Raw genomic sequence first — 17,601 nt, forward strand, 5'->3', positions numbered from 1 at the left:
GACCGTTGGTCGGTACGCTGTTGATGTTGAAACGCCGCGCATCTGCGCGGCGTTTTCATTTCTGCACGAGAGCGGATGTAACGCAGCCTGGGGCGAGGAAAGGCTGCAAGCGCATCACCGCTTCGCACCGGCCGGCTCATGCACTTCCGCGGCGGTATCCACCTTGACGATCACCGACATGCCGGGGCGCAGGCGCGGGGCCAGCGGTTGGTCGGGGTCGATGGCGATGCGGATCGGCAGGCGCTGGACCACCTTGGTGAAGTTGCCGCTGGCGTTGTCCGGACGCAGGACGCTGAACTCCGAGCCCGTCGCCGGGGCGATCTGTTCGATGTGGCCATGCAGTTTCTGACCGTCGAAGGCATCCACGGAGAAGGTGGCCGGTTGGCCGATGCGCATCTTCCAGGTCTGGCCTTCCTTGAAATTGGCGACCACCCACAGGGTGTCGGGCACCAGGAACAGCAGCTGCGAGCCGGCGGTGACATATTGGCCCAGGCGCACCGAGGCTTCGCTGACCTGACCGTCGCGCGGCGCCTGGATCACCGTGTTGGCGAGATCGATCTTCGCCAGTTCCAGCTGGGCCTGGGCCGTCTCGACGCGGGCTTCCAGGCCTTTGCGGGCAACCTGGGTGGAGGTCAGGGTTTCCTCGGCGATGCGGATCTGGGCCTGCGACTGCAGCACGCTGGCCTGCGCCGATTGCGTGGTGGTGCGGAACTTGTCACGGTCGTTGAGGGCGACCAGTTGCTGGTCGGCGAGTTCTTCGTAGCGCTTGAGTTCGGTACGCGAGCGCGAGAGCTCGGCCTGGCCGGCAGACAGGTTGGCCTGCGCGGCCTGGATCTGCGCGCGGTTCTGCGCCTGCGACTGATCGGAGTTGGCCAGTGCTGCCTTGGCGCTGTCCAGATCGGCTTCGGCCTGGACGACTTTCTCGCGGTAGATGCGGTCGTCGATGCGCAGCAGCGGTTCGCCTTGTTTGACGTGCTGGAAGTCCTTCACCAGCACCTCGGTGACGTAGCCGCTGACCTGTGGTGCCAGCACGGTGATCTGGCCACGCACATAGGCATTGTCGGTGGTCACCCGCGAGGTTTCGAACGGCCACAGCGACCACGCGCGCAGGATCAGTGCGATGCCGATCAGCGCGATCACGATCATGATGATGACACTCCGCAGGCTCGGCTTGAGGTACTTGGGCACGCCGGAGGGCGCGGCCGCCGGTGGCGGCGCGGGAGCGGGCGCGGCGTCGGTCGGTGGCGGCGGATTGACGTTTTCCGGGGCGTTATCGTCGTGCGGAGGTTGGGTCGACATGGGCGGGCTCATCGGGGCGCGACGCTGCCAGGCGTCGGCGCGGAAAGGGGAGGTGTCGGCGCGTGGCGTTTGCGCCATTGCTTGAGCACGGCGGTGCGGACCGCCAGCAGCAGCAACCAGCCAAGGAAGACCAGCGCGACGCGGCCGCTGAGCGCGAACACGTCATTGAACGCGCGCACGTTGGCTTCGCGGCGGGTGATCTGGGCCAGCTGCGCGGTGCCCTGCGCGCTGCGCTGCACCGGATCGGTGATCAGCCTGGCGTAAACCTGTTGTTGCTGCTTCAGGCGCTGGGCGACCACGTTGTCGGCCGGATCCAGCTGGCTGACCAGCGCGCCGGAATACACCTGTTCGCGGTGCAGCTGATAGGTGCCCAGCACGGCCGAGCCGGCCAGACCGCCCAGGGTCTGGGTAATGGAGAGCGTGACCAGGAAGGTGATCATGTGGTCCACGCCCTGTTTCAGCGCCTGGGTGATGCCGAGCATGATCAGCGGTCCCATGAACATGCCGGCGCCGACCGAGGCCAGGAACTGGCTGGCGAAAAAGTCGTGGGGACGGTCCTGGCTGGTGCGGCTCTGGTCGAGCAGGGCGGCGCTGCCGAGCAGCAGGATCGCCATCAGCAGCTGCGGGATCAGCCGCTTCGGCCCGAAGGTCAGCGAGCTGGCGGCGATGCCGGTGATCACGCCGGCCAGGATCACCGCGAACAACGGGCGCAGCTGGTCCGGGCCCATGCCCAGCGTGCGCATCAGGCCGACCACGCCGTAGGACTGCTCGGTGGTCAGGAAGCGGATCAGGAACGCGCCGATGATGAAGTGGATCACCGGCAGGCTGGCCAGCCACCGCGTCTGCAGCAGCGGATTGCGTCGGTAGTGCTCGATGATGAAAGCGGTGGTGGACAGCGCGATCGAGGCGACCAGCGCCCAGCCCAGCCATGGCGTGTCCAGCCACCAGCGCGTGTAGCCCTGCGCGAGCACCACCACGAGCAAGCCGACCGCGGGGGCAAGCAGGGCAAAGGTGAGGAAGTCCAGCGGCTCGAAGGCCTTGATCTGCGCACCGGGCGGCAGCTTGAGCACCACCACGGCGGCGAACGCGCACAGCGCCAGGCCGGCCTCGAACAGATACAGGTTGTGCCACTGCCCGGTATCGACCAGGCCCGGCGAGACCAGCCAGGCGATCGGCACGGCCAACTGCGCGATACCGACGCCGATCACCAGCAGGTTACCGGTGTATTTGCGCGGCAGCGACTGCAGCATGTACAGCGTGCCCAGGGTGCTGCAGGCCGCGCCGGCGAAGCCGCTGGCCGCGCGCATCAGCACGGTGGTTTCAAAGGTGCCGACAAACAGGTGCAGTACCGCAAGGGCGGCATACAGGCCCAGCCCGATCTCGGCGAACAGGCGGATGCCGTACTGCTGGCGGAACTTGAAGGCGAGCAGGTTGGCGGTGACATTGACCATCGCATAGGCGGCCACCAGCCAGCTGCCCTGCGCCGGGGTCAGCCCGAGCTGGCCCTGCAGGAACGGCAGGTTGGCGCTGACCAGGGCGTTGCCCAGGCCGCCGGTGATGCCGACCAGCAGCGCGACCAGGGCATATGCGAGGCGGCGGTGCGGCGGATGCCACGGCATCGAAGCCGAGCCCGGCAGGGTCGGTTTTTCGTGCTCCTCCCAGTCCGGAACCGGCTTGAGGTACTGCGGCATCATCCCTCCCCGTCGGCAGGCCCCCGCAATCCGCCACGCAGCAATTGCAGGGCGCGCGTGGCCAGCCGGGCGCGTTCGTCACGCGTCTTGCCACGCAGCGCGGCTCCCAGCATGCCTGAGATGAGTGAAATGTCCGTCGTTTCCAGGTCCGGGCGGCACAGGCCGGCGCCGACCGCGCGGGCGATCGGTTCGCGCAGCAGTTCGTAGATGGTCTCGCGCGCGGCCCGGATCGGTATCTGATCGGGATCCACCGCGCGCCAGTAGTCCGACAGCACGGGCGACTGGACGATTCGGTTGGCCATGCCTTCGAGCAACTCGAACAGCGCGTCGTCGCGATCGCCCAGGCTCTGTACCTGGCGCGCGATGCGGTTGACAGTGCGCTGGAGCAGCGCCTCGACCAGTGCGGTGCGGTCGGGGAAGTTGCGGTACAGCGTGGCCCGGCCGACCTGGGCGCGTTCGACCACCAGGTCCAGCGGTGCGTTCACGCCATGCTGGCCGAACACGGCATCGGCAGCGTCGAGGATCTGGGCGCGGCGGGCCGCCGCATCGGCACGTTGGGTAGGCATGTACGCATCATCGGACAGAATTGTCCGGCGCGGAAGGGGGCGTGTCGGGTTCGGCGCGTCCTGGTTGGCGCGCGCTGGGCAATGTCGATGGCGGGTGAGTTCAGCGCGGCGCAGGCAGGCCGTGGCAGCCGAGGCGGGCTTCGCGGATCGGCAGGTTGATCAGCGCGGCGATCACGGCCAGGCCCATGTCCGCATACCACATCCATAGATAGTTGCCGGTGTGGGCCAGCGCCAGGCCGCCGAGCCACGCCCCGAAGAAGCCGCCCAACTGGTGCGAAAGCAGGGTCAGCCCGAACAACGTACCCAGATAGCGCGGGCCGAACAGCTTGCCGACCAGGCCGGCGGTGGGCGGCACCGTGGCCAGCCAGGTGAAGCCGAGCGCGGCGGAGAAGAGGTAGAAGGTCAGCGCGGTCGGCGGCGAGACGAGATAGACGCCGATCATCACGGCGCGGCTGGCGTACATCCAGAACAGCAGGTACTTCATGCGGTAGCGCTGGCCGAGGGCGCCGACGATCAGGCTGCCGGCAACGTTGAACAGCCCGATCAGGGCGATCGACGACGAGGCGACGGTCGGCGATAGGCCGCACAGGGCGATCTCACCGGGCAGGTGGGTGACGAGGAAGGCAATGTGCAGGCCGCAGGTGAAAAAGCCCAGATGCAGGTACCAGTAGCTGCGGTCGCGGGCGGCGATGCGGAGCTGCGCGCCCAGGCCGTCATCGTCGGCCGCCCCGGCAATGGACGCATGGTCGCCGGCGCGACGCCGAAGCGGCCAGGCCAGGGGCAGCGAGAGCAGGGTGATGACGGCCATGGTGATCATGGCGCGCGCCCAGCCGGCGGTGCCGATGATCCATTGGACCAGCGGCGCGAACACGAACTGGCCCAGCGAGCCGCCCGCATTGATGAGACCGGCGGCGAATGATCGCTTCTCGGCCGGCAGACGGTGGGCAGTGGCGCCGATCAGCACCGAGAAGCTGCCAGCTCCGGCACCGGCGGCCATCAGCAGGCCAAGGGTGAAGGTGATCCCCAGCGGGCTGGTCAGAAGCGGCGCGAGCAGCAGCCCGGCCGCCAGCAGCAGGGCGCCGACGATGAGCACGGGCACTGCGCCGCGCTGGTCGGCAACGGCGCCAAAGACGGGTTGCACCGCGCCCCAGACAAACTGGCCGATGGCCAGCGCAAAGCTGATCTCGACGATGCTGACGCCGGTGCCGCGGTGGATGGGATCGACATACAGGCCGGAGGTCTGGCGTACGCCCATGGTGACCATCAGGATCGCCGAGGCGGCGACCAACAGCCCCCAGTGCATGGAGGGGGCACGCGTGGCGGCGGTGGACGTACTCATGCGTCGGCTCCGGCAGGCAGGGCGTGGGCGAACGGCACGCTCGGTGTGCACGTTGCCACAGTGTGCGGGCAGGGCAAAGCACGCCGATGGCCGCGCACAAAAAAGGGGGCCTTTCGGCCCCCTCGGGTAACACAACCACCCAATGAATCGATCAGAAGTACGCGCGGATGCCGAACGCGACGCCGCGGCCCGGCAGCGGCGAATAGTCGCGCAGCAGGGAGGTATGCGGGCGGACCTCGCGGTTGGTCAGGTTGCTGCCATCCAGGAAGACTTCGTAGCTGTTGCTGCCGGTACGGTCCCAACGGTAGGCGACGTGCGCGTCGACCAGGGTGTAGCCGTTGCTCGGTTCCTCGTTCTGGGCCACGTCCTTCTGGCTGCTGTAACGCACGGCACCGACCGACGCACGCCAGCCGTCACGCGACCAGCGCAGGTCCGCGCCCACGCGGCCCGGGGCGATCCGCGGCAGGTAACCCGTGTTGGCCAGCTCCACGCTGTAATTGTGGTTGTGGTCACCGTGCGGGACGGCGATGTCGACGCTGCGGCTGCCGCTGCCATCCAGTTCGGCTTTCACGTAATCGCCGAACACGCGCAGGTCCCAGTCGCCGCCGTTGCCTTCGAAGAGATGGAACAGGGCTTCGGCTTCGGCACCCTTGAAGGTGGCGTCCTGCTGGGTCCACAGGCGGACCGGCAGCGATTCGACCACGCCGGTGTCGGCCAGGTAGATGAAGTCCTTGAACTTGGTCTGGTAGATCGAGGCGGAGAAGTCGACGCGGTCGCTGTGGGTGTGGATGCCCAGCTCGACGCGCTGGCCGCGCTCGGTCTTCAGGTTGGCATCGCCGATTTCCAGCGAACGGGTGGCGATGTGCGCACCCGCGGCATACAGCTCTTCGTTGGTCGGGGCGCGCTCGGAACTGTCGATGCCGAAGCGCAGATCCACGGCGTCGTTGAGCGTCCAGATGCCGGCCGCGGACAGGTTCGTCGCATCGAACTTGCGCGCGCGGTAGTCGCCGGTCGGGTCCAGCTTCACCTGGTCATGGCGACCGCCGAGTTCGAGCTTGAACGGGCCGAACTGCTTTTCCTGCAGGACGAACAGGCCGATGTTCTTCGTGCCGGTATCCGGCACGAACGCCTCTTCACCCTTGGCACCGAAATCACTGTTGCCGAACTGCAGGCCGAACGCGCCATCCCAGCCGCCGATCTGCTCCTGCACGGCTTCCAAGCGGCCTTCGATGCCCCGGTTGGTGAAGCGGGTGGCCGGGGTGCCGGCCTCCAGCTCCACGTGTTCGTAATCGGTATAGGCCACGCGTGCGTTGATGTTCTTCAGGAACGAGACCGGGTTGTAAATGCCGGCCTTGGTCTCGAAGCGGTTCTGCACCATGTCGATGCGGACGTCATGCTCGTCGCCTTCTTCCTCGTCGCCATGGTCGTGATCATGATCGTGATCATGATCGTGGTCATGACCGTGGTCGTCCTCGGCATGCACGTGCGCACCGTTGGGAATGCCGTAGTTGGTGCGGTAGGTGCTGGCCGAGACGCCGAAGTAGCCGTCATCGCCCAGCCACGTGGCACCGACGCCGCCGGCGCGGGTGCGGACCGAGCTGTTGTCCAGGCGGCCGCGGCGCGGCTCGTCCGAATCGCCTTCCTCGTGGTCGTGGCCGCTGTGGTCTTCCAGGCCATCGATCACGGCATAGCCGGGAATCCGGTAGTCATCGCCATTGCGGACCAGGCCATCGACATGCAGCACGACGTTGCCACTGACACCATCCAGCCGGAACATCCCGCTGCGCTCGTCGTTGACCGAGTTGCCACGCAGTTCGGCGCGGCCGCTGAGCGGACGGTCCGGCAATTCGCGGGCGATGCGGCCATCGACCACGTTCACCGCACCACCGATTGCGCCGCTGCCGAACAGCAGGGTGGCCGGGCCTTTGAGCACTTCGATCTGATCGGCCAGGAACGGTTCGATGCTGGTGGCATGGTCGGCGCTCACGGTGGAGGCATCCATGTTGCCCATGCCATTGGACAGCACCGCCACGCGCGGGCCTTCCTGGCCGCGGATGATCGGGCGGCCGACGCCGGGGCCGAAGAAGGTGCTCTGCACGCCGGGCAGCTTGGCCACGGTGTCGCCAAGGGTGCCGGCCTTCTGCTCGTCCAGGCGCTCACCGGCCAGCACGTCGACCGGGCGGGCCAGCGATTCGGCATCGCCCTGCAGCGGCGAGGCGGTGACCTTCACGGTGGACAGTTCGGTCAGGTGACGGTCGCGGTGGCTGCTGGCGTCATCGGCGGCGAGCGCCAGCGAAGGCAGCATTGCCGCGGCAAGGGCCAGGGAGAGGGCATGGGGTTTGAGCAGGAGGGAGCTGGAGCGCATAGGGCAAGGGCCTTCGGTCAATTGTTACAATATATCAATGGTGGGGCGCGCGAATCCCGTCATGGGACGGGTAAAGGGCAAGTCAGGGGGAGGCAGGGTGCGCGTCGGGATTGATGTTATATTATTCCATAACGCTTCGCCGACCCTGCTGGAAGTCATGCCCCTGTTCGCTCGAGTTCGCCATCTGCTGGATCGTTTCGGTGCCACCGGCTCGCTGCTGTGTGCCGTGCACTGCGCTGTGCTTCCGGTGCTGCTGGCCGCTGCGCCATCGCTCGGCCTGTCCGTGTGGATGAGCGACGGGGTGGAGCTGGCCCTGGTCAGCTTCGTGACCCTGCTTGGCCTGTTCAGCCTGGTCTGGGGCTGGCGCCGTCATGGCGCATTGCGCGCGCTGGGCTTCCTGATTCCAGGCCTGAGCGCCCTCTGGGCGGGGCTGTTGTACGACCCGCTGCACCACTCGGCGGTGCCGCATGCGGTGGTGATGACCCTGGGCGGCGTGCTGGTCGGTGTGGCCCATCTGGTGAATCTGCGGCTGAACCACGGCCACGTCCACGATGCCAGCTGTGCTCATTGAGAGCGCGCATGGTAGGCTTTCCGATCGTGCGCGGGGGCGCCTGAGAGGGCGGCCCCGCCGAACCCGTGTCAGTACGGGGTAATCAGATTTCGCAGCATTCAGACTAAGGAGTTACGACATGGGTAAGGGTGACCGCAAGACCGCCAAGGGCAAGCGCTTCAATGCCAGCTACGGCAATTCGCGTTCGCACGTCGTGAGCAAGGCGGCCGTGGGCGCAGCTGCGCCGGTTGCCAAGAAGACCGTGACGAAGGCGCCGGCCAAGAAGGCCGTTGCCAAGAAAGCGGTGGCCAAGGCCGGCTGATCCAGCCAGGCGGGTCCATGAAAAACGCGGCGCTTGCGCCGCGTTTTTTTTGCCTGCGCGCCGGGATCGCCTCAGCGCAATGCGGGCAGCAGGCGCTCGGGGTTGCCGTCATTGGGTGCGGCCGGAATGCCGAGCAGGCGGGTCAGCAGCGGATACACATCCACGTTGTCGAAGGCAGGCAGCGACTGCCCCTGCTTGAATGCCGGACCGCGCGCGACGAACACCGCGCGCATCGACGGCAGGGCGTTGTCATAGCCGTGCGAACCCCGGTCACCTGGGCCGCGTTTGGCTATCCGCTCCCGGGTCAGGGCATCCCAGCCCTCATGCATCTGGCAGATGATCGGTGGAATGCGCGGGTTGCTGCCGTACTTCCAACGCGCCGGCAGGGTTTCACGCGTCCAGCAATCGTAGTTCGCATGCGCGCCCAGCAGGATCTGCTCGGCTTGGGCCTGCTTGCCTGGCAAGGGCGCGAACCCGATCGACTGCCCTACCGAAATGTCGCGGGCAATCGTCGGATCGATCATGTCTTCGGTCGCCACCACGTGGCCAGCCGGTACGCTGGCCATCCCGTGATCGGACACCAGGATCACGTTGGTGGTGTCGGCCAGTCCATCGGCCTGCAGACCATCGAGCAGGCGACCCAGCGCGCTGTCGGCCAATGCCACCGCGGCGGCGTACGCCGGAGATTCCGGGCCGTGATTGTGGCCGGCCTTGTCGACCTGCTCCATGTACAACGTGACCAGGCGCGGCGCCTGCGGGCCCTGCTGGCCCAGCCAGCCCAGCACCTGGTCAACGCGATCGGGCAGGGCCACGGCTTCATCGTAACCATGCAGCTGGCTGGGGCGGGTGCCTTGGATCGCGGCTTCGCTGCCAGGCCAGGACCACACGGCAGTACGTAGGCCGGCCTTTTCCGCACCGACCCAGATCGGCTCACCGCCCCACCAGCGCGAGTCGGCCACCGAATCGCGCATGTGCAGCTGGAACTGGCCCAGTCCGTCCTCGTGCATGCTGTTGTGGATGATGCCGTGGTGATCCGGGCGCAGTCCGGTCACGATCGTGTAGTGATTGGGAAAGGTCAGTGCCGGATACGACGGTGTCATCCATTGCGCCCGCACACCCTCGTGGACAAGCCGGCTGATGTTCGGGGTGATGCCCCGATCGAGCATGTCCGCCCGCAGGCCATCGATGGAGATCAACAGCACTTTCTGCTGCGCGGCCGGGACACTCGGCGCTGCGCTGGCGACAGGCGCGACAGGCGGGGTGGATGATGTCGTGGCGCAGGCGGCCAACGAAAGAGCGGCGGCAAGCGCCATGGAAAGGCGAGCGGAAATCATCGCGCCATGATAGTGCGTGGCGGTGACGCGTCGAAGACAACCAATGGCACACGCCACGCATGACGCATGACCTGCAGCTACGCGAACAATGAATCGCGCCGGGCTTCCAACTGCAGCAGGGCCGCCTTGGTGGCCAGCCCGCCGCCGAATCCGGTGAGTGCCCCGCTGCTGCCGATCACGCGGTGGCAGGGCAGCACGATCGGCAGCGGATTGCGGCCATTTGCGGCACCGACCGCGCGGCTGGCGGTGGGGTGGTTGATGTGCCGTGCCAGTTCGACGTAGCTCCAGGTCTGGCCGAAGGGGATATCGGCCAGCGCTTTCCACACGCGCAGCTGGAACGGCGTTCCGTGCGGGGCGAGCGGCAGATCGAAGCGCGTGCGTTCGCCGCGCAGGTACTCCAGCAGCTGCCCGCGTGCGCCGCGCAACGCATGGGCGTCGCGCTGCCAGTGCTCGCGGCCTTTGGCGTCGTAACGGTTGTTCTCGAACAGGATGTGGTGGATGCCCTGGCTGTCGCCGGCCACGGTAAGGGCGCCGATCGGGCTGTCGAAGGTGTCGTGGAGCAGGGTCATGAGGGAACTCCCGGAGCAGGGGTGGCCATGTGCCACAGGTGCAGAACGGCGTAGGCGCGCCAGGGGCGCCACGATTGCGAACGTGCCTCGGTGGCGCGCTCGCTCAAGCGCGTGCCATCGCCGAGCACCTGTTGCAGGACCAGATCGCCGGCGGGAAACGCATCGGGCAGGGCCAAGGCGCGCAGCGCGATGTAATGCGCGGTCCATGGGCCGATCCCGGGCAGGGCGACGCAGCGTTCGACGAAGCCGGCCAACGACTGGCCGGCGCCAAAATCGAGCCGGCCCTCGACCACCGCCTGGGCGACACCGCGCACGGTGGCGGCCCGGGTACGCGGCAGGCCGATCGTTTCCAGTGGCGCCTGGGCCAGCACCGCGGGCGAGGGGAACTGGCGGTCCAGTCCTGCCGGCATGCCTTCCAGGGTGGCCCCGAAGCGGTCCACCACGCGGCGTGCCAGCGTCGCGGCGGCGGCCACGCTGACCTGTTGGCCGAGCACGGCGCGCACGGCCACTTCAAAGCCATCCCAACCGCCGGGCACGCGCAGCCCCGGGCGCTGCGCGATGCCCGCAGCGAGCAGCGGCTCCTGCATCAGCGTGGCGTGCACCCTGAGCAGATCCGCATCCAGATCGAAGATGCGCCGCACGCGCCGGACGATGCCCGGAATCGCGCGCGGATCGACCTGGCCCAGCCGCAGCAGCAGTTCGGGGCGCCGTGGATCGGCGGTCACGCTCAGCAGTGAGGGGCGCTCGGGCGGCCCGATCACGCGCTGGTAGCTGTCCGTGCCGATCTGCTCGATGCCGGGAATCGCGCGGCGGCGCAGGAAACCGAGCATCGCGGTGAAATCGAGCGGCGGCCGATAGCCCAGGCGCAGCGTGAGCGCGCCATCGGTCAGCGCGCCACGCTGGCGGCGGATCGCGGTCGGGGGCATGCCGCAGCCATCCAGGAAGGCCGCGTTGAACCGGCGCAGGCTGTTGTAGCCCGAGGCCATCGCGACATCGGTCACGGGGAGCGCGGTTTCGGTCAGCAATTGCTTGGCCAGCAGCAGCCGCCGCGTGGCGTGGATCTGCGCTGGTGCGGCGCCGAGGCGGGCGACGAACAGGCGCTGCAGCTGGCGGGCACTCAGGCCGACGTGCGCGGCCAGATCGGCGACCGGCTGATCCTGCAGATAACCCTCATGGATCAGCGCCAACGCGCGCTGCAGGGTTTCATTGTCCAGCGCGTCCTGGGCCTCGGGCGCCAGCTCGGGACGGCAGCGCAGGCAGGGGCGGTAACCGGCTGCCGCTGCGGCGGCCGCGGTCGGGTAGTAGATGACATTGGAAGGCTTCGGCGCCGGTGCCGGGCAGACCGGACGGCAGTAGATGCCGGTACTGCGCACGGCGGTGAAGAACACCCCGTCAAAGCGCGCGTCGCGGGCCAGGCGGGCACGTTCGCAGGCGGTGTGGTCCAGGGGCAGGGCGTTCTCCATGGGGGCCAGTCTATGCCCGCCGCCCGGGCCTGGCTCGCCATTTTCGGACAGCAATGCCATGCCGGGGTCGCCCGGTTCAGGGCAGGTTGCCGCGATGCGCCGGCCGCGCACTAGACTGTGCGTGCGCGCTCATTTTGCCGCGCATTCCCCCCTTGCGAGGATTCCGGGTTGTCCATGTTGCTCAAGTCGTGGTGGTTGCCGTTGTTGTACCTGGGCCTGGCCGGTTGCAGCCAGCTGGAGAACCCGGGCAATGTCACCGCCGCCGACAAGGCCGTGCGGGCGCAGACGGCCGATGGCGATCACATGGTGTCCATCAATGCAGCCGATGCGCCGCCACCGCCGCCGCCCGCGCCCGAGCGGGGCGACCTGAGCTGGCCGCAGGCCGCGCTGGAAAACGGCAAGGCGTGGATCAGCTGCGATACCGACTACGCCGGTGACGCCGGCGATGGCGCCCCGCTGGAGGCGCTGGACCGGGCCAGCATCGAGGCCGCGCTGCAGCCCTGCGCCGAGCGCGGCCTGCTGCGCGTGCGCTATGTGGGCAAGATCAATCCGGGCTTCTCCGAGCTGGTCGCCCGGCTGGCGGTGGTCGCCGATGCGCAGCGGATTTCGCGGCGCATCCTGGACCTGGATTCCAGTGGTGGCCAGGTCGAAGCCGCCATCGTGGCCGGCGACCGCATCGGTGAATCCAACTGGACGATCTGGGTGCGCGAAGGCTCGGTCTGCCACAGTGCCTGCGTGTTCGTGCTCGCCGCCGGCGATAACCGGCTGGTCTCGGGCAAGGTCGGCATCCATCGCATGATGCGGATCAGTTCCAAGGCGACCTCGCGCGCTGAACTCAACCGCGAACTCCACGAGGTCTATGACAACGTGAAGGATTACCTGCAGCGCAACGGCGTGGCGGTGGGCGTGGCCGACCTGATGATGACCGTGCCCAACCGCAGCCTGCGCCTGTTGACCGCCGAGGAGCTGCGTCAGTTCGGGCTGGACGGCACCAACGCCGTGCAGGACGATCTGGAGCGGATCAAGCAGATGCGCAAATGCGGCGATGCGTTCGTGCGCCGCAAGGATGCCTTCCTGGTCGCCTTCGATCAGGAGTGCAAGCGCGAGGGCAGCGAGCTGGAGGCCGTCAACAGCTGCGGGCAGGCGCTTAAGCAGCGCTTCGGTTTCCCCGACGAGACGTGTCCGGACGAGAGTCCGCTGTCGGAAATCGATGTCTCCACTCTGCTGCCGACCACCGTGGCCCCGGACCAGCCGGAGACCGCCGAGCGGACCCTCGGTGACGCCCGTCCGGCATCGGGCGAGGCCGCCGAACGCAACTGACGGAGGACTCACGTGCTTCCCGTAGACTGGGCCCGTTCCTTCCAGCCAACGGTGTCCTGATGCGTGTTCCGCTGCTGCTGTTGTCCGCTCTGCTGCCTTTCGCCACGCTGGCCCAGGCGCCACCACCGGCCACCCCTGCACCCGCGCCGGCACGCCCCGCGCCTGCGGCTGCGCCCGCAGCGCGTCCGGCACTGAGCCCGGCGCAGCAGGCGCAGGTGCAGAAGCAGGATGCGGAAATGACCGCCGCCGCGTTGCAGGTGGCCAAGCTGGTCGATGCCAACCGCGCCGGCGAGGCGTGGAAAGGCGCTTCGGCCGTGGCGAAGAAGTCGGTGACCGAGCAGGCGTTCGTCAGCCAGCTCACCGCTGATCGCCAACGTCTTGGCGCACTGGCCTCGCGCGGCCAACCGGTGGTGACCCGGGTCAAGTACGCCGCCGGGGCAACCGTTCCCGAAGGGCTCTACATCAACGTCAGTTTCCCCACACGCTTTGCCAACAGTGCCCAGCCGGTGCGCGAACTGGTCTCCTTCCGGTTCGACGAAGACCGCATCTGGCGCCTGGCCGGTTACAGCGTGCGTGCCGCCACCCCCTGATTGCCGGAGCCTGCGCAGATGAGTATCGAGATCCAGATGCTGGTGTGGTCGATGGTGCTCGGCCTGGTGCACGTGTTCGCGCCCTCCACGCTGATCACCCGCGAGCGCGGCATCGGCTGGAACGCCTCCGCGCGCGATCAGCCGATGCCACCGCCAGGCCCGCTGGCCGGCCGCCTGCAGCGCGCGCAGAGCAACTTCATGGAAACCTTCCCGTTCTTCGCGGCCGCGGTGCTGGCGGTGGTGCTGACCCAGCGCCAGGATGGGATGACCGCCGTGGCCGTGCAGCTGTATTTCTGGGCGCGCCTGATCTACCTGCCGCTGTACGCCGCCGGCGTGCCTTATGTGCGCAGCCTGGTGTGGCTGGTCTCGCTGCTGGGCATCGTGATGCTGCTGTGGGCGTTGCTGTGAACCGGTGCTGGCGCGCCTGATCCAGATCAAGGACGGCGCCGACGCCGCGGCGCTAAGCTGCACCTGACACGTAACGGCAGGATGGGATCATGCAGTCTGTGGATGTGGTGGTGGTGGGTGCCGGCCCGACCGGGCTGTGCTTCGCACGCGCGCTGGCCGATACCGGCCTGAGCGTGACGCTGATCGAACAGCAGCCGCGCGCTGCGCTGGCCGATCCGGCCTTTGATGGCCGCGAGATCGCGCTGACCCACGCCTCGCGCCAGATCCTGGAATCGTTGGGCCTGTGGGAGCGGCTGGACCCGGCCGAGATTTCCCCGCTGCGCGATGCCAAGGTGATGGACGGCGGCTCGCCGTTCGCGCTGACCTTCGCTGCGCACGAGCGTACCGGCGATGACCTGGGCTGGCTGGTGCCCAATCATCTGATCCGCCGCGCCGCGTGGCAGAGCGTGCAGGCCCAGGCCGGGCTGGACATCGTGGACCAGGCCAGCGTGACGGCCGTCGCCCCCGGCCCCACCCACAGCACGGTCACCCTGGCCGATGGCCGCCAATTGGCCGCGCGCCTGGTGGTCGCTGCGGACAGCCGCTTCTCCGCGACCCGGCGCCTGCTGGGGATCGGGGCGCAGATGCGCGACTTCGGCAAATCGATGCTGGTGTGCCGGATGCAGATCGAGGTGCCGCACCGGCACACGGCCTGGGAGTGGTTCGGCTATGGCCGCACGATGGCGCTGCTGCCGCTCAACGGCGACCAGGCCTCGGCGGTGATCACCCTGCCGCCGCGCCAGATCGCAGGCTTGATCGCCCAGGACGAAGGCGACTTCGGCCGCAGCATCAGCGCGTTCTTCGAGCATCGACTGGGCGCGATGCGGCCGCTGGCCACGCCGGTCGCGTATCCGCTGGTGGGCGTTTACGCGCACGCGTTTGCCGGCGATCGCTGCGCGTTGATCGGCGATGCCGCGGTCGGCATGCATCCGGTGACGGCCCATGGCTTCAATCTGGGCCTGCGGAGCCAGCATCGGCTGGCCGGGATCGTGCGCAGGGCGGCGGGGCAGGGGCGCGACATCGCCGCGCCGTCCGGGCTGGCCGCGTACGAGCGCGGCCACCGGTTGGCCTCCCGGCCGCTCTACGAGGCGACCAATGCGATCGCCTCGCTGTATACCAATGACCGCCTGCCGGCGCGGCTCCTGCGCCGGGCCGGGCTGCGGCTGGCGCACGGCGTGGCCCCGTTCCGCCAGTTGATCGCCGCCCACCTCACCGGTAGGTGACGACCGTTGGTCGTCACACAGGGTCAGGGCGCGTCGCTGTCGGCGATCACGTGGATGACGGTGTCGGCGAACTGCACCTGCTGGCCCGCGCGGATCTTGCAGGCCTTGCGCAGCTCCACTTCACCATCCACCAGGACCTGGCCGTCGCCGATCACGGTCTTGGCTTCGCCCCCGCTGGTGACCAGGTCGGCCAGCTTGAGCAGCTGCTTGAGCTCGACGTAGTCGCGGTCCAGTTCAAATTCGAGGGTCTGCATGAAAACGGGTATCCTGGGAAGGGGCGCGGGCGTTGGGCCCGGCCGGGAGAGGGCGCGTATTGTGCGCCAGCACGCGGCAGAACGGCATCCACGTGGCAATCTGTACGCGTTGTTCAGGAACGATGCGGTATCATCGCCCCCTGAGTGAGTGAATTCTCCTCCGACCGAGCAGCGCCAGGGCACGCAATAAGAAAGGGCGCCCAAAGCGCGGACCATCCCCCTTTTTTATCTCACTGCCGCGTAAAACGGCGGTGTTTCGGAGTTCCCCATGTCCCAAGATTCCACCACGCCGCTGCGGTTTGCAGATCTCGGCCTGTCCGACGCTGTCATGCAGGCCGTCGCCACCGTCGGTTACGAAACCCCCTCGCCGATCCAGGCCGCCACCATTCCGGCGATGCTGGAAGGCCGTGACGTGCTGGGCCAGGCCCAGACCGGTACCGGCAAGACCGCCGCCTTCGCACTGCCGGTGCTGTCCAACCTCGATTTCAACCAGACCAAGCCGCAGGTGCTGGTGCTGGCACCGACCCGCGAACTGGCCATCCAGGTCGCCGAGGCGTTCCAGACCTATTCCTCCGGCATTCCGGGCTTCCGCGTGCTGCCGGTGTACGGCGGCCAGCCGTATGGCCAGCAGCTGCAGGCCCTGCGCCGTGGCGTGCACGTCATCGTCGGTACCCCGGGCCGTGTGATCGATCACCTCGAGCGCGGCACCCTGGACCTGTCCGAGCTGAAGACGCTGGTGCTGGACGAAGCCGATGAAATGCTGCGCATGGGCTTCATCGACGACGTCGAAGCCGTGCTGAAGAAGCTGCCGGAGACCCGCCAGGTCGCCCTGTTCTCGGCCACCATGCCGTCGCAGATCCGCCGCATCGCGCAGACCTACCTGAAGAACCCGGCTGAAGTCACCATCGTCAGCAAGACGACGACCTCGGCCAACATCCGCCAGCGCTACTGGTGGGTGAGCGGCATGCACAAGCTGGACGCGCTGACCCGCATCCTGGAAGTGGAACCCTTCGACGCGATGATCATCTTCTCGCGTACCAAGGCGGCCACCGAAGAGCTGGCCGAGAAGCTGCAGGCACGTGGCCTGGCCGCGGCCGCCATCAACGGCGACATGCAGCAGGCCCAGCGCGAACGCACCATCGGCATGCTCAAGGAAGGCAAGCTGGACATCCTGGTGGCCACCGACGTGGCTGCCCGTGGCCTGGACGTGGAGCGCATCAGCCACGTGCTGAACTACGACATCCCGTACGACACCGAAAGCTATGTGCACCGCATCGGCCGTACCGGTCGTGCCGGCCGCACCGGTGACGCGATCCTGTTCGCCACCCCGCGCGAAAAGGGCATGCTGCGTGCGATCGAGCGCGCCACCCGCCAGCCGATCGAAGAAATGCAGCTGCCGAGCGTGGATGCGGTCAACGATACCCGCATCACCAAGTTCATGAGCCGCATCAGCGATGTCCTGGATGCCGGTGGTACCGAGTTCTACCGCGACCTGCTGCAGAAGCTGGAAGGCGAGAAGAACGTGCCGGCGATCGACATCGCCGCCGCGCTGGCCAAGCTGCTGCAGGGCGATTCGCCGTTCCTGCTGACCCCGCCGGTGCGTGGTGCCCGTGAAGAGCGTGCGCCGCACCAGCGCAACGAGCGCAGCAACGACCGTGGCGAGCGCCCGGCCCGTTTCGAGCCGCGCTTCGAGCGTGGCCCGCGTCGTGAAGACGACCGCGGCCCGCGCCCGCCGCGTCCGGAAGGCGACTTCGGCAACAGCGAAGGCGGCTTCGAGCGCGCCCCGCGCCGTGACATCGCCCCGCGCGGTGCCGCCGAGCCGGGCATGGAAACCTTCCGCATCGAAGTGGGCCACGTGCACGGCGTGAAGCCGGGCAACATCGTCGGCGCGATCGCCAACGAAGCCGGGCTGGAAAGCCGCTTCATCGGCCGCATCGACATCCACGACGACTTCTCGGTGCTGGACCTGCCGGCCGAAATGCCGCAGGACCTGCTGACCCACCTGAAGAAGGTGTGGGTCTCGGGCCAGCAGCTTCAGATGCGCAAGGTCGAGCCGGGTGAAGACCTGACCCCGTCGCCGCGTCCGGCGTTCAAGCCGAAGTTCGGCCAGGGCAAGCCGCGTGGTCCGGGTGGCCCGCGCAGCGGTCCCGGCGGCAACGACCGTCCGCCGCGCCGTGATGGCTTCAAGCCGCGCGGTCCGCGCAACTTCTGATCCCCCTCGGGTGATCGACGCGACGCCAGCCTCCGGGCTGGCGTCGTCGTTTCCGGC

General features: G+C 68.0%; 17 protein-coding genes. 8 read left to right on the plus strand and 9 right to left on the minus strand.

Annotated elements, in window-relative coordinates:
• Window positions 1-114 precede the first annotated feature (114 nt).
• The 5 genes from C0R07_RS13670 to C0R07_RS13690 form a co-directional block, all read right to left on the minus strand.
• Window positions 115-1,299 carry an HlyD family secretion protein gene (locus C0R07_RS13670; protein ID WP_102789161.1) on the minus strand — a complete coding sequence of 395 codons (1,185 nt, stop codon included), beginning with the start codon at window positions 1,297-1,299 and terminating at the stop codon, window positions 115-117.
• Window positions 1,300-1,307: 8 nt separating this feature from the next.
• Window positions 1,308-2,993: an MFS transporter gene (locus C0R07_RS13675; RefSeq protein ID WP_102789162.1), complete on the minus strand. Its 1,686-nt coding sequence runs from the start codon at window positions 2,991-2,993 to the stop codon at window positions 1,308-1,310.
• Window positions 2,990-3,556 (minus strand): TetR/AcrR family transcriptional regulator, encoded by a 567-nt coding sequence (locus C0R07_RS13680; protein WP_102789163.1) that lies wholly within the window; start codon window positions 3,554-3,556, stop codon window positions 2,990-2,992. The genes C0R07_RS13675 and C0R07_RS13680 overlap by 4 nt, the downstream gene beginning before the upstream one ends.
• 100 nt (window positions 3,557-3,656) lie before the next feature.
• Entirely contained in the window at window positions 3,657-4,895 is a 1,239-nt protein-coding gene (locus C0R07_RS13685; RefSeq protein ID WP_102789164.1) for an MFS transporter, read from the minus strand.
• 151 nt (window positions 4,896-5,046) lie between these two features.
• On the minus strand, window positions 5,047-7,260 hold the full coding sequence (locus C0R07_RS13690; RefSeq protein WP_102789165.1) for a TonB-dependent receptor: 2,214 nt from the start codon (window positions 7,258-7,260) through the stop codon (window positions 5,047-5,049).
• Window positions 7,261-7,417: 157 nt separating this feature from the next.
• Between C0R07_RS13690 and C0R07_RS13695 the strand changes: the two genes are divergently transcribed.
• Window positions 7,418-7,831 carry a MerC domain-containing protein gene (locus C0R07_RS13695; RefSeq protein ID WP_019184444.1) on the plus strand — a complete coding sequence of 138 codons (414 nt, stop codon included), beginning with the start codon at window positions 7,418-7,420 and terminating at the stop codon, window positions 7,829-7,831.
• Between the two features lie 118 nt (window positions 7,832-7,949).
• The gene (locus tag C0R07_RS13700; RefSeq protein WP_019184443.1) at window positions 7,950-8,132 is read left to right on the plus strand and encodes a 30S ribosomal protein THX; all 183 of its coding nucleotides are present in this window, start codon (window positions 7,950-7,952) and stop codon (window positions 8,130-8,132) included.
• A 71-nt stretch (window positions 8,133-8,203) separates the two neighbouring features.
• On the opposite strand, the gene C0R07_RS13705 is transcribed toward C0R07_RS13700, so the two are convergent.
• Window positions 8,204-9,334: an ectonucleotide pyrophosphatase/phosphodiesterase gene (locus tag C0R07_RS13705; protein ID WP_254427853.1), complete on the minus strand. Its 1,131-nt coding sequence runs from the start codon at window positions 9,332-9,334 to the stop codon at window positions 8,204-8,206.
• On the opposite strand from C0R07_RS13705, the gene C0R07_RS20155 reads away from it, so the two are divergent.
• Window positions 9,318-9,476, plus strand: coding sequence for a hypothetical protein (locus C0R07_RS20155; RefSeq protein WP_254427854.1), 159 nt, complete (start codon window positions 9,318-9,320; stop codon window positions 9,474-9,476). The genes C0R07_RS13705 and C0R07_RS20155 overlap by 17 nt on opposite strands.
• Before the next feature lie 67 nt (window positions 9,477-9,543).
• Here the strand turns inward: C0R07_RS20155 and C0R07_RS13710 are convergent, their stop codons facing one another.
• Window positions 9,544-10,035 (minus strand): methylated-DNA--[protein]-cysteine S-methyltransferase, encoded by a 492-nt coding sequence (locus C0R07_RS13710; protein ID WP_102789167.1) that lies wholly within the window; start codon window positions 10,033-10,035, stop codon window positions 9,544-9,546.
• Window positions 10,032-11,498, minus strand: coding sequence for a DNA-3-methyladenine glycosylase 2 (locus C0R07_RS13715; RefSeq protein ID WP_102789168.1), 1,467 nt, complete (start codon window positions 11,496-11,498; stop codon window positions 10,032-10,034). The genes C0R07_RS13710 and C0R07_RS13715 overlap by 4 nt, the downstream gene beginning before the upstream one ends.
• Before the next feature lie 177 nt (window positions 11,499-11,675).
• Here C0R07_RS13715 and C0R07_RS13720 point away from each other — a divergent pair, with 177 nt between their 5' ends.
• The 4 genes from C0R07_RS13720 (at window position 11,676) to ubiM (ending at window position 15,078) form a co-directional block, all read left to right on the plus strand.
• On the plus strand, window positions 11,676-12,818 hold the full coding sequence (locus C0R07_RS13720; RefSeq protein WP_428991909.1) for a hypothetical protein: 1,143 nt from the start codon (window positions 11,676-11,678) through the stop codon (window positions 12,816-12,818).
• Between the two features lie 59 nt (window positions 12,819-12,877).
• Window positions 12,878-13,408, plus strand: a complete 531-nt coding sequence (locus tag C0R07_RS13725) for a DUF4019 domain-containing protein (RefSeq protein ID WP_102789169.1) — start codon at window positions 12,878-12,880, stop codon at window positions 13,406-13,408.
• A gap of 18 nt (window positions 13,409-13,426) precedes the next feature.
• A complete protein-coding gene (locus C0R07_RS13730; protein WP_019184437.1) occupies window positions 13,427-13,816 on the plus strand; it encodes an MAPEG family protein in 390 nt (129 codons plus the stop codon).
• Between the two features lie 89 nt (window positions 13,817-13,905).
• Window positions 13,906-15,078, plus strand: coding sequence for a 5-demethoxyubiquinol-8 5-hydroxylase UbiM (ubiM, locus tag C0R07_RS13735; RefSeq protein ID WP_102789170.1), 1,173 nt, complete (start codon window positions 13,906-13,908; stop codon window positions 15,076-15,078).
• 23 nt (window positions 15,079-15,101) lie between these two features.
• Here the strand turns inward: ubiM and C0R07_RS13740 are convergent, their stop codons facing one another.
• On the minus strand, window positions 15,102-15,332 hold the full coding sequence (locus C0R07_RS13740) for an RNA-binding S4 domain-containing protein (RefSeq protein WP_019184435.1): 231 nt from the start codon (window positions 15,330-15,332) through the stop codon (window positions 15,102-15,104).
• Between the two features lie 268 nt (window positions 15,333-15,600).
• Between C0R07_RS13740 and C0R07_RS13745 the strand changes: the two genes are divergently transcribed.
• A complete protein-coding gene (locus C0R07_RS13745) occupies window positions 15,601-17,544 on the plus strand; it encodes a DEAD/DEAH box helicase (RefSeq protein ID WP_070473318.1) in 1,944 nt (647 codons plus the stop codon).
• The last annotated feature ends 57 nt before the right edge of the window (window positions 17,545-17,601 follow it).

The organism is Stenotrophomonas bentonitica, from assembly GCF_002887735.1.
GTDB lineage: Bacteria > Pseudomonadota > Gammaproteobacteria > Xanthomonadales > Xanthomonadaceae > Stenotrophomonas > Stenotrophomonas bentonitica_A.

Coding starts and splice junctions, on each gene's coding strand:
- C0R07_RS13670 (WP_102789161.1), bottom strand. CDS start 1,299: ATGTCGACCCAACCTCCGCACGACGATAACGCCCCGGAAAACGTCAAT.
- C0R07_RS13675 (WP_102789162.1), bottom strand. CDS start 2,993: ATGATGCCGCAGTACCTCAAGCCGGTTCCGGACTGGGAGGAGCACGAA.
- C0R07_RS13680 (WP_102789163.1), bottom strand. CDS start 3,556: ATGCCTACCCAACGTGCCGATGCGGCGGCCCGCCGCGCCCAGATCCTC.
- C0R07_RS13685 (WP_102789164.1), bottom strand. CDS start 4,895: ATGAGTACGTCCACCGCCGCCACGCGTGCCCCCTCCATGCACTGGGGG.
- C0R07_RS13690 (WP_102789165.1), bottom strand. CDS start 7,260: ATGCGCTCCAGCTCCCTCCTGCTCAAACCCCATGCCCTCTCCCTGGCC.
- C0R07_RS13695 (WP_019184444.1), top strand. CDS start 7,418: ATGCCCCTGTTCGCTCGAGTTCGCCATCTGCTGGATCGTTTCGGTGCC.
- C0R07_RS13700 (WP_019184443.1), top strand. CDS start 7,950: ATGGGTAAGGGTGACCGCAAGACCGCCAAGGGCAAGCGCTTCAATGCC.
- C0R07_RS20155 (WP_254427854.1), top strand. CDS start 9,318: ATGGAGATCAACAGCACTTTCTGCTGCGCGGCCGGGACACTCGGCGCT.
- C0R07_RS13710 (WP_102789167.1), bottom strand. CDS start 10,035: ATGACCCTGCTCCACGACACCTTCGACAGCCCGATCGGCGCCCTTACC.
- C0R07_RS13715 (WP_102789168.1), bottom strand. CDS start 11,498: ATGGAGAACGCCCTGCCCCTGGACCACACCGCCTGCGAACGTGCCCGC.
- C0R07_RS13725 (WP_102789169.1), top strand. CDS start 12,878: ATGCGTGTTCCGCTGCTGCTGTTGTCCGCTCTGCTGCCTTTCGCCACG.
- C0R07_RS13730 (WP_019184437.1), top strand. CDS start 13,427: ATGAGTATCGAGATCCAGATGCTGGTGTGGTCGATGGTGCTCGGCCTG.
- ubiM (WP_102789170.1), top strand. CDS start 13,906: ATGCAGTCTGTGGATGTGGTGGTGGTGGGTGCCGGCCCGACCGGGCTG.
- C0R07_RS13740 (WP_019184435.1), bottom strand. CDS start 15,332: ATGCAGACCCTCGAATTTGAACTGGACCGCGACTACGTCGAGCTCAAG.
- C0R07_RS13745 (WP_070473318.1), top strand. CDS start 15,601: ATGTCCCAAGATTCCACCACGCCGCTGCGGTTTGCAGATCTCGGCCTG.